Origin of the sequence: Actinosynnema sp. NPDC050801 (genome assembly GCF_040673975.1) — a bacterium.
Classification (GTDB): domain Bacteria; phylum Actinomycetota; class Actinomycetes; order Mycobacteriales; family Pseudonocardiaceae; genus Actinosynnema.
In genome coordinates this window covers 33,362-46,814 of record NZ_JBFAQZ010000021.1, presented here as the reverse complement: position 1 = coordinate 46,814, position 13,453 = coordinate 33,362, and the positions used below count along the sequence as shown (strand labels likewise).

General features: G+C 70.9%; 11 protein-coding genes. 7 read left to right on the top strand and 4 right to left on the bottom strand.

Annotation, left to right across the window (positions count from 1 at the left end):
• Nucleotides 1–19: 19 nt before the first annotated feature.
• On the bottom strand, nucleotides 20–970 hold the full coding sequence (locus AB0K14_RS33080) for a hypothetical protein (protein ID WP_360457893.1): 951 nt from the start codon (nucleotides 968–970) through the stop codon (nucleotides 20–22).
• A 237-nt stretch (nucleotides 971–1,207) separates the two neighbouring features.
• Here AB0K14_RS33080 and AB0K14_RS33075 point away from each other — a divergent pair, with 237 nt between their 5' ends.
• The 6 genes from AB0K14_RS33075 (at nucleotide 1,208) to AB0K14_RS33050 (ending at nucleotide 9,536) form a co-directional block, all read left to right on the top strand.
• Nucleotides 1,208–1,969 carry a transposase gene (locus tag AB0K14_RS33075; protein ID WP_360457896.1) on the top strand — a complete coding sequence of 254 codons (762 nt, stop codon included), beginning with the start codon at nucleotides 1,208–1,210 and terminating at the stop codon, nucleotides 1,967–1,969.
• Between the two features lie 544 nt (nucleotides 1,970–2,513).
• On the top strand, nucleotides 2,514–4,094 hold the full coding sequence (locus AB0K14_RS33070) for a glycosyl hydrolase 53 family protein (RefSeq protein ID WP_360457899.1): 1,581 nt from the start codon (nucleotides 2,514–2,516) through the stop codon (nucleotides 4,092–4,094).
• A 47-nt stretch (nucleotides 4,095–4,141) separates the two neighbouring features.
• Nucleotides 4,142–5,458, top strand: coding sequence for an RICIN domain-containing protein (locus tag AB0K14_RS33065; protein ID WP_360457902.1), 1,317 nt, complete (start codon nucleotides 4,142–4,144; stop codon nucleotides 5,456–5,458).
• A 64-nt stretch (nucleotides 5,459–5,522) separates the two neighbouring features.
• On the top strand, nucleotides 5,523–7,442 hold the full coding sequence (locus AB0K14_RS33060; protein ID WP_360457904.1) for a glycosyl hydrolase 53 family protein: 1,920 nt from the start codon (nucleotides 5,523–5,525) through the stop codon (nucleotides 7,440–7,442).
• Nucleotides 7,443–7,801: 359 nt separating this feature from the next.
• Nucleotides 7,802–8,044: a hypothetical protein gene (locus AB0K14_RS33055; protein ID WP_360457907.1), complete on the top strand. Its 243-nt coding sequence runs from the start codon at nucleotides 7,802–7,804 to the stop codon at nucleotides 8,042–8,044.
• 7 nt (nucleotides 8,045–8,051) lie between these two features.
• Nucleotides 8,052–9,536 carry a radical SAM protein gene (locus AB0K14_RS33050; RefSeq protein ID WP_360457910.1) on the top strand — a complete coding sequence of 495 codons (1,485 nt, stop codon included), beginning with the start codon at nucleotides 8,052–8,054 and terminating at the stop codon, nucleotides 9,534–9,536.
• Nucleotides 9,537–9,625: 89 nt separating this feature from the next.
• Here the strand turns inward: AB0K14_RS33050 and AB0K14_RS33045 are convergent, their stop codons facing one another.
• The 3 genes from AB0K14_RS33045 to AB0K14_RS33035 all read right to left on the bottom strand — a co-directional run bounded on the left by AB0K14_RS33045 (nucleotide 9,626) and on the right by AB0K14_RS33035 (nucleotide 12,234).
• On the bottom strand, nucleotides 9,626–9,769 hold the full coding sequence (locus AB0K14_RS33045) for a hypothetical protein (RefSeq protein WP_360457913.1): 144 nt from the start codon (nucleotides 9,767–9,769) through the stop codon (nucleotides 9,626–9,628).
• Entirely contained in the window at nucleotides 9,766–10,995 is a 1,230-nt protein-coding gene (locus AB0K14_RS33040) for a cytochrome P450 (RefSeq protein WP_360457916.1), read from the bottom strand. The genes AB0K14_RS33045 and AB0K14_RS33040 overlap by 4 nt, the downstream gene beginning before the upstream one ends.
• Before the next feature lie 447 nt (nucleotides 10,996–11,442).
• Nucleotides 11,443–12,234 carry a hypothetical protein gene (locus AB0K14_RS33035; protein ID WP_360457919.1) on the bottom strand — a complete coding sequence of 264 codons (792 nt, stop codon included), beginning with the start codon at nucleotides 12,232–12,234 and terminating at the stop codon, nucleotides 11,443–11,445.
• Between the two features lie 502 nt (nucleotides 12,235–12,736).
• Between AB0K14_RS33035 and AB0K14_RS33030 the strand changes: the two genes are divergently transcribed.
• Nucleotides 12,737–13,156: a hypothetical protein gene (locus tag AB0K14_RS33030; protein ID WP_364339746.1), complete on the top strand. Its 420-nt coding sequence runs from the start codon at nucleotides 12,737–12,739 to the stop codon at nucleotides 13,154–13,156.
• Nucleotides 13,157–13,453: the final 297 nt, after the last annotated feature.

Below are 13,453 nucleotides of genomic sequence, written 5' to 3'. Positions count from 1 at the left end.
GTCGAGCGACCGAAGGCGTTCAACCGGTGCCTGTTGCGCTCCCCGGCCCGCGGGCCACGTGCCGCCGATTCCTGGTGAGCATCCCCGACACCACGAGCACGACGAGCACCGCGCCTGCCGGCGACAAGAAGAGGGGAAGCGGCGAGGTCAGGACCGAGATCCAGTCCAGCGCCGCCAGGCCCAGCACGACGACGAGCACGATCCCGAACGCCCATCCACGCAGCACCAACGCGCCGCGCGTCGCGTCCATGGCCGTGACCGCCAGCACGGGCACGGCCACGCCGCAGAACAGCGCCGCCGTTGCGATCACCTGCCACGGCAGCGGTGCACCGGAGAAGGCCCACAGCACCCACAACGCCGGTCCGAACCACACCACCGCGCCCGCGCCGGCCGTCATGGCCAGGCCCGGCCTGCGCTGAGCACCACCTGTGCACGCCCGCGCCGCGGCTGTGATCGCCGCCGCGGCCGCGGTCCCGATCAGCACCGCCAAGGCCAAGGCCAAGTCCTGCCCCCTCTCGGGATCGGTCTCGTTCACCAGGGCCAGCGTCGGGACGAGCAGCGACAGCCACAGCGAGGACTGTCCGGCGAACGAGTCCCGCCGCCATGCCTGGTTCCGCCGCCCCACCAGGTCCCACCCGGTGTGGACCAGGTTGACCGCGAGGTAGCCGGCCAGCAGCAGTACCAGGGCGTTGCCCCACAGCGGCAGCGCCTCGCCCATCACCGACCTCAGTAAGGACTTGGGGTTGTATCCCGAGAACAGGACGAAACCGCCGAACATCGTGAGCGGCACCAGCAGGCCGAGCCCCGTCACCAGCGCCAAGGCCCCGGCCAAGGCCAGCCACGGATCCCGGTGGGCCGGCACGGGGGCGTGGAAGTGCACGTCCCCCGTCGACCAGGCCTGCACGACATCGCCGTGAATGGTGCCCGGGATGGTGTTGTGGTGTCTGCGCGATTCCTCCGGAACGGACATGGCCCGGCTCCTCTCGTCGCTCCGCCGGCAGCGTAGGAGCGCACAACCCCTACTTGGGCCGGGAATCGGGCCGTGTCGCCCGGACGGCGCAGCCTGGCCGAGGCGACTACGCGGTGCCCGGGTTCCAGCAGTTCGCCCGGATCCGATGGTCCCTGCCGGCCGGCGATTGGCGACACCAGGCGACGTGTGCCGCAACGGTGACGCGCCGACCGCGGCGTGAGGACCCGGCAATGGCGGATGAGGCGTCGTGCGATCGGACCGAGGACGGGTCGCGGAGGCTGCCTGCCGGTCGGCACGGAGCTGGTCCAAGCCGCGGCGGAGATCGTCCGCAAACGGATCCGCTGCGCGATCCCGGATGAGGTGCGGCACCGGGAGAAGTGGCGCCTGGCGCTGGACATGATCGACGAGCTTGTCGACCGGGGCGTGCCGCGGCGGCCGGTGGTGGCCGACTCGGCCTACGGCGACGACACCGCCTTCCGCCAAGGGCTGGCCGACCGCGGCCTGACCTACGCGCCGACGGTCCCGGCCTCCACCGGCCTGCATCCCGCCTCGTCGGCCCCGGTTGCGCCGGTCTACTCCGGCACCGGCCGCGCACCGGTCAGGACGACCTACCCGGACAAGCCCGTCACCGCCAAGACCCTGGTCACCGAGCAGGGGCGCTCGGCGGGGCGGTTGGTGGTCTGGCGCCACGGCTCCCGCAAAACCAGCGGCAACCCGACCGCGACCATGCGCTCGCGTTTCCTGGCGCTGCGGGTGCGTCCGGCCGACCGCAACATCCCCGCGCCGACGACGGCACCCTGCCCGAGTGCCGGCTACTGGCCGAATGGCCCACCGGTGGAACCGAGGCTACCGACTACCGGCTCTCCACCCCGCCCGTCGACATCCGACTGCGCGATCTGGTCAGGACCGACCCTCTACGCCGTCCTGCGCGAACCCAGCACTTACTCGTGGCCTGGACCGGCGCCTGCCACCCCTGCCGACAACCCGTCCAGGCCATGACCAACCCACCGAAACCGGAACTCAACAGCACCTGACAAAGCCCTACCAGGTGATTCCCGGACCTCGGAGGGCATCGTCGCTCCTTCGGGTTGAAACGATCCAATCGTCGGTCAGACATTAGGAAGCTCGCCGCCTCCTGTCAACCCCTCCACCATTCGTCGGACAAGCCGTCTCAATTGGTGCTCTTTCGAACCATGGTCGAATGAATGTGTCGAATGCATTCCCGGCGCACCTGGACCGGCTGCTCACGGACGTTTCCGGCAGGGTGGACGCGGTGCCGCTCCGGCACTTCGGCACAAGGGTGTCTGAGAAGCCGTGATTCGACTGAACGGGTGATCTGGTGGGAGCGTGCACAGCGGTATCGATGCCCTATGCACGGCTTTCACCTCCCACTTTGGTGTGTTTACATACATGACGCACCCCGCTACTGTGCACGTTCACAGCGACCGCGACCTCGCCCAGGCCCGCCTGCCGCACCCTCCGGGGAAACCCCGCGCAATCAGTCCCTCCGACGAACGGAATCGCCATGCACAAATCAAAGTTGATGCGTGCACTGCTCATCGCAACGACATCGGTCCTGGTCACGGGAGTCGCCGCGGCCCCAATCCCGGCCGCCGCCAATGGTGCTCCGCCGGCGTTACCGGAGTTTTCGTCGGCGACGACCGCGCCGTCCGGTACCGGTGCCGGGCCGACGGTCGACGCGACCGCCGCGACGAGTCGGTACGAGGCGGAGTCCGCACCGTCGGTGTGCGGTGGTGTCGTCGCCTCGAACCACTCCGGCTACTCCGGCGGTGGCTTCTGCGACACGTCCAACGCCGTCGGCAGCGCGGTCCAGTTCGCGGTGGACGCGACCGCCGCAGGCCCGGCGACGCTGTCCTTCCGCTACGCCAACGGCAGCGGCGCCGACCGGCCCGGCGACGTGGGTGTCAACGGGTCGGTGACCCAGCCCGGGGCGGCGTTCGAGGCCACCGGCGCGTGGACCACCTGGGCGACGAAGACCTTGACCGTGCGGCTGGACGCGGGGCACAACACCGTGCGGCTGGCCGCGACGACCGCCGCGGGCCTCGGGAACGTCGACTACCTCGACGTCACGACCGGCGACGCCGGGGACGGCTCGATCATGCGGGGCGCGGACGTGTCGACGTTGCAGCGGGCCGTCGAGCTCGGCGCGAAGTACTACTACGCCAACGGCACGCAGGGTGATCCGTTGGACATCCTCAAGGCCGCCGGTGTCGACTACGTGCGGTTGAGGATCTGGAACAACCCGGTCAGTGGCTACAACAACAAGGCCAAGGTGCTCCAGTACGCGCGCACGGTGAAGGCCAAGGGCCTGAAGCTGATGGTCGACTTCCACTACTCCGACACCTGGGCCGACCCGGGCAAGCAGTTCAAGCCCGCCGCCTGGGCGAACCACGGCATCGGGCAGCTGCAGACCGACGTCTACGACTACACCCACGACGTGTGCACCAGCCTCAAGGCGCAGGGCACCGTGCCGGACAGCGTGCAGATCGGCAACGAGATCAACACCGGCATGCTGTGGCCCGAGGGCCGGGTGGACAACAACAACTTCACCAACCTGGGGCTGCTGCTCAAGGCCGGCTACAACGCGACCAAGGCGTGCAACGCCGGCACCAAGGTGGTCATCCACACCGCGAGGGTGGAGAGCGGCGCCCGCTGGTTCTACGACGGCATCCGGGCACAGGGCGTCCAGTGGGACGTCACCGCGCTGTCCTACTACTGCTACTGGCACGGCGGCATGTCCGGGATGGCCGCTGTCGTCTCCGACATGAAGTCGCGGTACGGCAAGCCGGTCATCCTCGCCGAGACCGCCTACCCGTACACCACGGCGAACCACGACGGCACCGCCAACATCATCACCTCCTCGCAGCCCTGCGCCGGCCACCCGGCCACGCCCGCCGGGCAGCAGGCCGACTTCGCCGCCGTGCAGAACACCTCCCGCAACGCGGGCGCGACCGGCGTCTTCTACTGGGAACCCACCTGGCACGCCGTGCCCGGCAACGGCTGGGACCCCGCCGACATCGCCAACTCCGGCAACGGCTGGGAGAACCAGGCCGTCTTCGACCGCAACGGCCGGATCAACCCGAACATCCGATGGCTCCCCTGACTACGCCACCGGAACCCACGACCGTCCCCGCACCCGAGGAGTCGTCCATGACCATGCAACGGCGGAAGTTCCTCACCATCAGCGCGGCCGGGGCGGCGGGTGTGGGCCTGTCCCTGCTCGGCGCGGGACAAGCCTTCGCCGCACCGCTCGGACCGCTGGGCACGGCGCCTGCCACACCGTTCGCGGTCGGCGTGCGCCGGTACAACTGGACCCGCGGCAGCCGCCCCTGCACCACCTACGTCTACTACCCCGCCACCGGCACCGCAGGCGGCAACCCCGTCACCGACGCCCCGGTCGCGAACGGCGTCTTCCCCGTCTACAACTTCACCCACGGCCTCGGCAGCAGCCCTCAGGGTTCCCTGTTCATCATCCGCGCCCTCGCCTCCGCCGGCTTCATCGTCCCGGCACCGCACTTCAACCACAACTTCGGCGACGTCAACAACGGCAACACTTCCAAGGACGTCTCCCAGATCCTCACCAACACCCTCGCCCTCAACACCAGCGGACCGCTGGCCGGGCACATCGACACCGGAGCCGGCGTCGGCGTGTCCGGGCACTCGCTGGGCGGCATGGTCACCCACGGGCTGCTGACCTCCTGGCCCGACAGCCGCATCGTCTCCGCCAACCCGCAGTCCTGTGTGGACATGGGCAACCCGTCCTCCTCGGTCAATGCCAAGGTCCTGTTCGTCCACGGCGACCGCGACACGACCACCCAGTACTCCTCGGCCCGGCAGGCGTACACGGAGATGACCTGGCCGAAGGCGTTCCTGACCTTCGTCGGTGGCAGTCACACGAGCTTCTGGAGCGACCAGCGCTTCCCGAGGACGGTCGTCGACTGGGCCCGCTGGACCATGTACGGCGACACCGCCGCCCGCGACCGCCTCCCCGCCGACGCCTCCGGCACCAACACCCGATGGGAAGCCCAACTCGGCACCACCCCCGGCGGCCCCATTGCCTACACCCTGATCGCGCAGCACAGCGGCAAGGCCGCCGACATCAACGAGGCGTCCACCGCCCCCGGCGCCCGGCTCATCCAGTGGACGGCCGGCAGCGGGGCCAACCAGCAGTTCGAGTTCGCCGACACCGGCGACGGCCACGTCACGATCAAGGCACGGCACAGCGGCCTGGTGCTCCAGGCGGGCAGTGGCTCCGGCACCGACGTCACCCAGCAGACCGCCACCGGTGCGGCCGACCAGCAGTGGCGGGTCGTCGACCACGGCGGCGACGTGATCAGCCTGGTCAACCGGCAGACCGGCCTGGCCCTCGACGTCTGGGAACGCGCCACCGCGGACGGCGCGCGCATCGCCCAGTACGCCTACAACGCCGGCAGCCCCAACCAGCGCTTCACCCGCCGGCGCGTCTGACACCGCACCGGTCGGGGCACCGCTCGACCACCAAGCCGTCGAGTCTCATCCTCAGGAGAAGGACATGCGCAACAAGCGCCTGGCCCGCGCCACAGCGGGCCTGACGACACTGGCCACCGCGGTGTCCGCGGGCATGCTCATGGTGCCCGCGTCCGCCGGTGCCATCCACGGAACCGCGGACATCAAGCCGATCGAGAGCAACATCGCCGCCAAGCCCTGGGCCTCGGCGACGGCGAGCAGCGGGTCGTCGACCGCCGGCCAGGCCATCGACGGCGACCCGGCGACGTCCTGGTACCCCGACCGCGCCGGTGCCCGGCAGTGGCTGACGGTCGACCTCGGTGGCACCTACGACAACCTGCGCAAGGTCAAGGTGGTGTTCCCGGAGCGCGGCGTGGTCCACCGGTACGTCGTCGAGGTCTCGACCGACGGTCGCCTGTGGAAGGCGGTGGCCGACAGGTCGCACAGCAGAGCCGCGTCGCGGGGCGAGGTGCACCTGTTCACCCGACCGGCGACGCGCTTCGTCCGGTTGGCGTTCACCGGTGGACCGGGTCGTGCCCGGGCCGGCGTCAGCGAGCTCCAGGTCTTCAACTACCTGCGCGACGACCTCGTCCTCGGCGCCGACCTGTCCTGGGTGGACGACCACCAGTCCCGCGAGTACTGGGTCCACCCCCTGGCCGCCGACCGGGGCGCCGGGCCGCACCAGTTGGACGTGGTCAAGGACCGCGGCATGCAGCACGCCCGGCTGCGGGTGTGGAACGAGCCGCGCAGCGAGAGCACAGGTCAACCGACCGCAGTACCGCGCCAGGGTCCGCAGCGCACGCTGACGTCGGCGCGGTGGATCAAGCAGCGGAACATGGGCCTGGGCATCGACTACCACTACGCGGACTCGTGGGCGGACCCTGGCAAGCAGCCGAAGCCGCGCGCCTGGGCCGGGCTGGAGTTCGAGGACCTGAACCGGGCGGTGTACGACTTCACCGCCGACCACCTGCGCCAGTTGGTCCGCCAGGGCACCACGCCGGACAAGGTCGCCGTCGGCAACGAGATCATCAACGGGTTCCTGTACGGCAGCGAGGCCGCCCTCATCGGCACGACGAGCCCGCCGTACTTCGTCGACCAGGCCGACGTCTACCAGGCGAAGCCCGGCGGTGGCCTGCTGTGGCGGTACTGGGGGTCGACCGACCCGGCCGAGCAGCGGCTCTACGACCAGGCGTGGGACCGGTTCACGACCCTGGCCGCCTCCGGGATCAAGGCGGTCCGCGACGCGTCGCCGAAGTCCGAGGTCGAGATCCACGTGATCGTCGGCAAGGACCGGCTCGCCAAGACCATGGAGTTCTGGCACCAGTTCCTCACCCGGGTGAAGGCCAAGGGGCAGGACCCCGACGTGCTGGCCATCTCGTACTACTCGGAGTGGCACGGCACGCCCGAGGCCCTGGACGTCAACCTGAACACGATGGCCACCACCCACCCCGGCTACAAGATCGACATCGCCGAGACCGCCTACCCCGCCTCGGGCGGCGACGGCTCGCCGATGCCCGACTCGCCCTTCCCCCGGACGATCCAGGGACAGGCCGACGCCATCCAGCGGGTCTTCCAGGCCGCCAACGACGTGGTCGACAACAAGGGCGCCGGCGTGCTGGTCTGGGAGCCGGCCGGGTTCCAGACGATGTTCCGGGCCGTGCCGGGACTGGCGAACACGTGGGAGCCGCACGCCTCCATCGACGTCTTCAACGCCAGCCGGGCCAAGCACGTCCTCCAGGACACCGTCCACACCGCGACCGCGGTGCGCACCGCGCCGAGGCTGCCTTCCTCCGTCCACCTGCTCACCACCGCCACCAACAAGATCACCGACATCGCCGTCCGCTGGCAGCCGTTGCCACCCGGTGCGACCGACGAGCCGGGCGAGGTGACGGTCACCGGCATGACCGCCGCGGGACCCGTCACGGCGGTGGTCGACGTCCTGCCCGGGCGCGGCGAGCACGAGTGACCACCTCGTAGGTCGACGTCCCGGCCGCTGTTCCGCCGGGACGGGCCTACGGGCGGACCGCGCCGCGACCGTGATCACCGCCGCCCCGGACCCGATCGGTTCACCGAACTGATTTTTTCCCAATTGACGCTCGCGGCGCCGTGACCGCGAGCCATTCGCCCACGATTTCCGCGTCGGTACGGCAAGGGGAGCAGGACCCTTCCCGGCGAGTGGGCTAAACGAATCGGGTCTTCGCGTCAGCGGTGCCGGCCACGAAAACCGGGCGGTTATCGGCAACTCTGCTCGGTGACCGATTGCGGTACCGTGCGGGCGCGGGCCGTCGGGCCGCGCATTCTCTTTGTCAATGGGGAGGTTCGTCGATGGACATTCGCCATGCGGTCCCTGCGGCCACGCTCGCGGGTCTGGTCGCCGCGGGGATCACCTTGACCGGCGTGACGGCGTCGGCGGCGCCGATCGAGGTGGACGGGGTCTCCATCGCCGTGCTGGAGAGCGCCGACTACATGCCGCCCACCCCCGAGGCGTCCGTCCCGGACGCGTTCACCGTCGACGGCGTCACGGTGACCGTGCTGGAGAGCGCCGACTACATGCCCCCGGAAGACTGACGCGGAGGTGATCCCGTCCCCGCCGACCCTGCGCGAGGCACTGCGCGCCGGGCACTGGGATGTGCTGGACGACCTGGCGGACGCGGAGGCGCCCTACCGGCACAAGGCCGAACTCGGTCTGGTGGCCGCCGAGGAGGCCGCGCTGCTGCTGGCGCGCGATCCCGGAGCCCGGCAGGGCATCCAACGCCACTTCTACGTGGACGGAACCCGGGTGCTGATCTCGCCCGCCGGTACCGGCGTCGGGACGAGCGGCGGTCCGGCGAGCGCGCTGGCCGTCTCCGCCGAGGACGGGTCGGTGCGCGTCCGGCCGGTGTGGGATGACGACGACGTCTGGACCGTGACGCGGCGGTTGGCCGCCCGCCACGACTGGACCCTCCCGCCCGACCGGGAGGACCGCTTCCACCGCCGGGCCGAGGCGCTCACCGGTTTCCACGGCCTCGGCCGGTACGAGTTCCGGTCGCTGCTGCACTCGCCGGAGGGCCGGGCGCTGGCCGGATCCGCCGCCGGGCTGGCCGATGTGGTGTACCCGCTGTGGCGACCGCGGGCGCTCGGGCTCACCCTGACCTACCGCTGCAACGCCGCCTGTGCCCACTGCTACAACGTCAGCGGCCCGAAGCGGTCGGCGGACTGCCTCGGCTGGTCGCAGACCGGCGACCACCTCCGCGAGTGGATCGGGCTCGGTGTCACCGACATCGGCCTCTCCGGCGGCGAGCCGTTCCTGTACCCGGACCTGGTCGTGGACATGGTCGCGGAGCTCAAGGCACTGGGTGTGCCGCTGGTCAGCCCGTTCACCAACGGCTTCTGGGGCAACGACGAAGCGGCCGCGCGCGACCTGCTCGTCCGCCTGCGCCGGACCGGGTTCGGTGACAGCCCCAAGGACCAGGTGAAGATCAGCTCCGGTGAGTTCCACGTCCCGTTCGTGTCGGCGTCGGACGTGCTCACGGTGGCCGCCCTGCACCACGAGATCATCGGCAACCCGGTGGTGCTGGACGTGGAACTGGTCCGCACCGACGCCGAACTGCGCAACCTCGTCGCCGAGGCGAAGCGGCGCGGTGTCCACGACCGGATCCAGTGGATGGCCCGGCCGGCCGTGTCCGACTCCGGTCGGGCCAAGCGCTGGTACGAGACGTTGCCCCAGCAGCAGCGCTCGTTGGCCGACCTGCGGTGCCCGATCAAGGCGTCGGCGAGCCTGTACCCCGCGGGCGACTGGGTCTACTGCTCCGGCACCAGTTGGCCGATCGACTACCGGCGGATCGGCAACCTGGACGGCAACGGTCCGCACGGCGTGGCGGCCGTGACGCAACGCGATCCGCGCGTCCCGTACTGGCAGTTCGGCACGTTCGCCGACTGGGTGCGCGACAACCCCCGGCCGGACGTCGACGGCGAGCAGGTGACGATGCCGGTCCAGGCAACGGTGTGCGGCACCTGTCGTGACGTGTTCGGGCCGCCACGCGCACCCCGGCGGCCGCGGCGGGTGATCAAGACCGGGTAGTCGGACCCGATCCGGTCCTTCGCGACGCGGCCTGCCCGGCACGCCGGGCAGGCCGCGTCGACCGGGGACGCCGTCGGTCGGTCAGGTGATCACTTGCCGGGGAACCAGATGCTCCACGAGCCGAGCAGGTAGCCGCAGACCTCGTCGACGAGTTCCTGCTGACGCGCGGCGCCGTCGTCGCCGGGGGTCTCCCGGCCGGTGTCGCCGAACGCCACTTCGGGTGCCGGTTTCATCGATCTCCCTTCCTGGTGGGGTCCTTCCGGTCCAGCAGGACCGGAAGGCTTTCCATACCACGGAGCAGGCCGCTGGTCAGCCAGGTCACTTCGGTCGCGTCCGCCGGGAGTCGCAAGTCCGGGAAGCGCGCCAACAACCGCGGGATGGCCACCTCGCCGGCCAGCCTGGCCAGCGGGGCGCCGAGGCAGTAGTGGGTGCCGTGCCCGAACGCCAGGTGGCCGCCGGCCGGTCGGCGCAGGTCGAGCCGGTCGGGTTCGGTGAACCGGTGCGGGTCGTGGTTGGCCGAACCGAGCGCGACCACCACGAACTCGCCCGCCGGGATGGTCACACCGCCGATCCCGACCTCGGCCGTGGTGTAGCGCAGGGTGCTGAAGTTGACCGGACCGTTGAAGCGCAGGAGCTCCTCGACCGCGCCCGGGACCACGGCGGGATCGGCGAGCAGGGCGGCCCGCTGGTCCGGATCTCCGAGCAGCGCGAAGACGCCGTTGCCGATCAGGCCGACCATGGTGTCGTGGCCGGCGACCAGCAGCAGCAACGCCGTCATGACCAGTTCGACGTCGGTCAGCCGGTCCGCGTCGGCGTTGGCGGCGACCAGCAGGCTGAGCGTGTCGTCTCCCGGCTCCGCACGCCGGGCCGCGACGAGCCGGGCCAGGTAGCCGACCAGGGTCCGCAGACCGGCCTGGTCCGGGTCGGGCGCCGCGGCCCCGGTGCCGTCGACGGCGGCCGACGCCCACCGGGCGAAGTCGTCGCGGTCGTCCTCCGGCACGCCGAGCAGCTCGGACAGCACGACCGTGGCGAACGGGAAGGCGAACTCCTTGATGAGGTCCACGACGCCGTGGCGTTCGGCGAGGACGTCGAGCAGTTCCCCGGTGATCCGCTCGATGACGGGGCGCAGCGCCGACATCCGCTGTGCGGTGAACGCCCGGCCGACCAGGCGCCGCAGCCGGGTGTGGTCCGGCGGGTCGGAGTTGAGCATGTGCCTGATGACCGGAGCCGAGCTGCCCCCGCCGCCGGTCGAGCCGCGCGTGTGCCGTTCGAACAGGGCGCCGGCGGCGCTGAGGTCCTTGCTGAGGCGGGGATCGACGAGCGCGGCCCGTGCGTCCTCGTAGCGGGTGAGCACCCACGCGGTCGGGCCACCGGGCAGCACCGCCTGGTGGACCCCGCCCTCCGCCCGGCAAGCCGCGTAGGCGGGGAAGGGGTCGCGGAAGAATTCCGGGTCGAGCACGAGTCCATCCGGCCGGGAAACCAACGCGGGCGCCCCATTCCGTTCGAATGCCGCTGATACCGGGCGGACCCGGCGGCACGATCACCGCCGGGATGCTATCCCAGACTGCGTGCGGGCCCCTCGACGGAAATCCGAAGTGGATCGGGTGGTCAGCCGGTGCAGTTGGCGACCGCGGGGGAGCTGCCCACGCAGTTGTCGGCGGTTGCGTTGATCGGCGTCGCAGTCGCCTGGATGGGCGTACCGGCTGGGATGTTCCGACGAGCATCGACTCGTCGTTCCCGGCACCCGGCGCTCGACCGGTTGGTCACGCCGCCGTCGGGCCCGGGCGGGCGCCGGCGGGGCGGAAGGCGCGGATCCGCGCCGCCAGCGCGAGTGCCCCGGAGTGGGTGCGGCGCCGTGCCGCCTCGTCGCGCAGCGGTCGCAGTCGCCCGACCGTTCGGGTAGAGGTCAGGACTTCGCACCGGTCGACCGCTTGGTTGCCCAACTCGACCGCCGCCTCCACCTGGTCGTCGAGCAGGTGGCAGACGGCGAAGGAGATGAGGCTGAACGCGCGGCTGCCGCCATGTCGGGCCCGTAGCCGTCGAGGGCGGTCGACAGCACGGCCGCCGCGAACTCGGCGTACCGGGGGTCCGCGGTCCGGGCCAGTTCGGTGTAGGCGACGCCGGTGATCGCGGTGAAGTCGGTGGCGGTGAAGAACGCCGCCCAGGGCGGTACGGACTCGTCCGCCGCCAGCATGAAGGCCTCCCGCGCGTGCGCCAGCGATATCGCGACCTCGTCCGAACGTCCCGCGCGCGCGTGCGCCCACGCCTGGTTCGCGGAGATCACCGATGCCGCCAGTGCCGAGCCCCCGGCCTCGGCGGCCCGTTCACCGAGCCGGAACTCGGCCATCGCCCGCCCGATGTCGTTGTGGTGCAACGACATCCGCCCGAGCCGGTAGTAGACGTTGGACGTCAGCGACGCGTGATCGCCCCGTGCCGCCACGGTCAGCGCCGTGCGGAAGTGCTGTGCCGCGGCGCCCGTCCGCCCCGTGTCGAAGGAGGACCACCCCGCCAGGTTGTGCAGGTCGGCAACGGCGGCGCGCAGCAGCTCGGCGACCTGGACGGCCGCGGGGAAGTCGAGCAGCGCCAGGGCGAACGGCAGGCGCGACACCGCGGCGCCACGACAGCGGCCTCCGCCGTAGCGGTGGTCGAGCGACCGGAGGTCGGCGGTGAACGCCACCAGGGACTCGACGTCGGCCATGGCGACCCGTCCCCGAATGGTCCAGGGCCGATCCAGGCCCGGGTCCCCGAAGGGAGGTGGGGTGTCGGGCTCCATCATCAGGACCTCCGCGTCGCCAACGGGACATCGATTGGTTCACCGGGGTCCGGGGCGAACGACCAAGGGGGCCCAGTTTCCCACAGCACGGGCGTGCGGCCAGTACCCGACGGGGTGTGATCAGGCCTCCGAGTGAGTGGACGAGCACCCCCGCCGGCGGCAGTGCGTGAGGTGCGCGCCTCCCGGCCGGGCGTTCGACACGGCACGTGGACCGCTCGGAAAAGCCCTCGAACAGCGGCTTCCACGGCATTCGGGAGTGGGTGCACTCGCATCCGGGTGACCGGCGGTGGTGTGCCCGTGATGGCGTCACGCGCCGGTAACGCCTCGCGGAACACGATGTGGTCATCCGAATTCCCGGAGCGCGAAACGGAGGAACACAGTGCGAAATCGACAGCTCGTCCCGATCTTGGCCGCAGGCATCATGGTCATGGGTGGTTTCATGGGCACCGGCGTCGCGTCGGCGGCGGTTCCGTGCACCATCGGTCCCAACGTGACGCAGGACGACACCACGGTGTACGGGTCCGGCGGGAACGACACGATCGACTGCACCAGCGCCAACCCCGGCAAGACGATCCACGGCAGCGGTGGCAACGACACCATCACCGGCAGCGCGTACATCGACACGATCCACGGCGGCGCGGGCGACGACACACTCACCGGCCAGGTGGGCGACGACTTCCTCAACGGTGACCTCGGCACGGACACCCTGAACGGTTCCGCGGGCAACGACACGCTCAGCGGGCCGGGCACCGACCTCGCCCAGGACACCCTCAACGGTGGCGACAACACCGACTCGTGCGGTCCCGTCGGCGTCCCGCCGGACCTCCGCAGCAGCTGCGAGTCCTAGCACTCGGGCACTGCCGAGATGACCCGCGGACACGACAGACCGACGACGACCCGGCCCTGGAAGGGGACCGGGTCGCTCTGCGCGTCCTCGGGGTTCCGCGACGAACTCCCCGAACGGGTGGTTTGGCCGGCCGCGTGCCAGCTCCACGCGTGGTGGAGTCGTGTGGTGGCAGCGCATGTGCGAGCCGGCCCAATCGCCGTGCCCCCGTTGGTAACCTGGTCGACGGACGTCAGTCGACGGTTTCCGGCGCAACCGGCTCTGATCCGGCAGCGACCGCGCGGGCACCGCGCACACGTG

Excerpts from the sequence above, each read along its gene's own strand:
- AB0K14_RS33045 (WP_360457913.1), bottom strand. The coding sequence starts at position 9,769 with ATGAAACCGGCACCCGAAGTGGCGTTCGGCGACACCGGCCGGGAGACC.
- AB0K14_RS33030 (WP_364339746.1), top strand. The coding sequence starts at position 12,737 with ATGGGTGGTTTCATGGGCACCGGCGTCGCGTCGGCGGCGGTTCCGTGC.
- AB0K14_RS33070 (WP_360457899.1), top strand. The coding sequence starts at position 2,514 with ATGCGTGCACTGCTCATCGCAACGACATCGGTCCTGGTCACGGGAGTC.
- AB0K14_RS33060 (WP_360457904.1), top strand. The coding sequence starts at position 5,523 with ATGCGCAACAAGCGCCTGGCCCGCGCCACAGCGGGCCTGACGACACTG.
- AB0K14_RS33055 (WP_360457907.1), top strand. The coding sequence starts at position 7,802 with ATGGACATTCGCCATGCGGTCCCTGCGGCCACGCTCGCGGGTCTGGTC.
- AB0K14_RS33075 (WP_360457896.1), top strand. The coding sequence starts at position 1,208 with ATGAGGCGTCGTGCGATCGGACCGAGGACGGGTCGCGGAGGCTGCCTG.
- AB0K14_RS33065 (WP_360457902.1), top strand. The coding sequence starts at position 4,142 with ATGACCATGCAACGGCGGAAGTTCCTCACCATCAGCGCGGCCGGGGCG.
- AB0K14_RS33035 (WP_360457919.1), bottom strand. The coding sequence starts at position 12,234 with ATGGCCGACGTCGAGTCCCTGGTGGCGTTCACCGCCGACCTCCGGTCG.
- AB0K14_RS33080 (WP_360457893.1), bottom strand. The coding sequence starts at position 970 with ATGTCCGTTCCGGAGGAATCGCGCAGACACCACAACACCATCCCGGGC.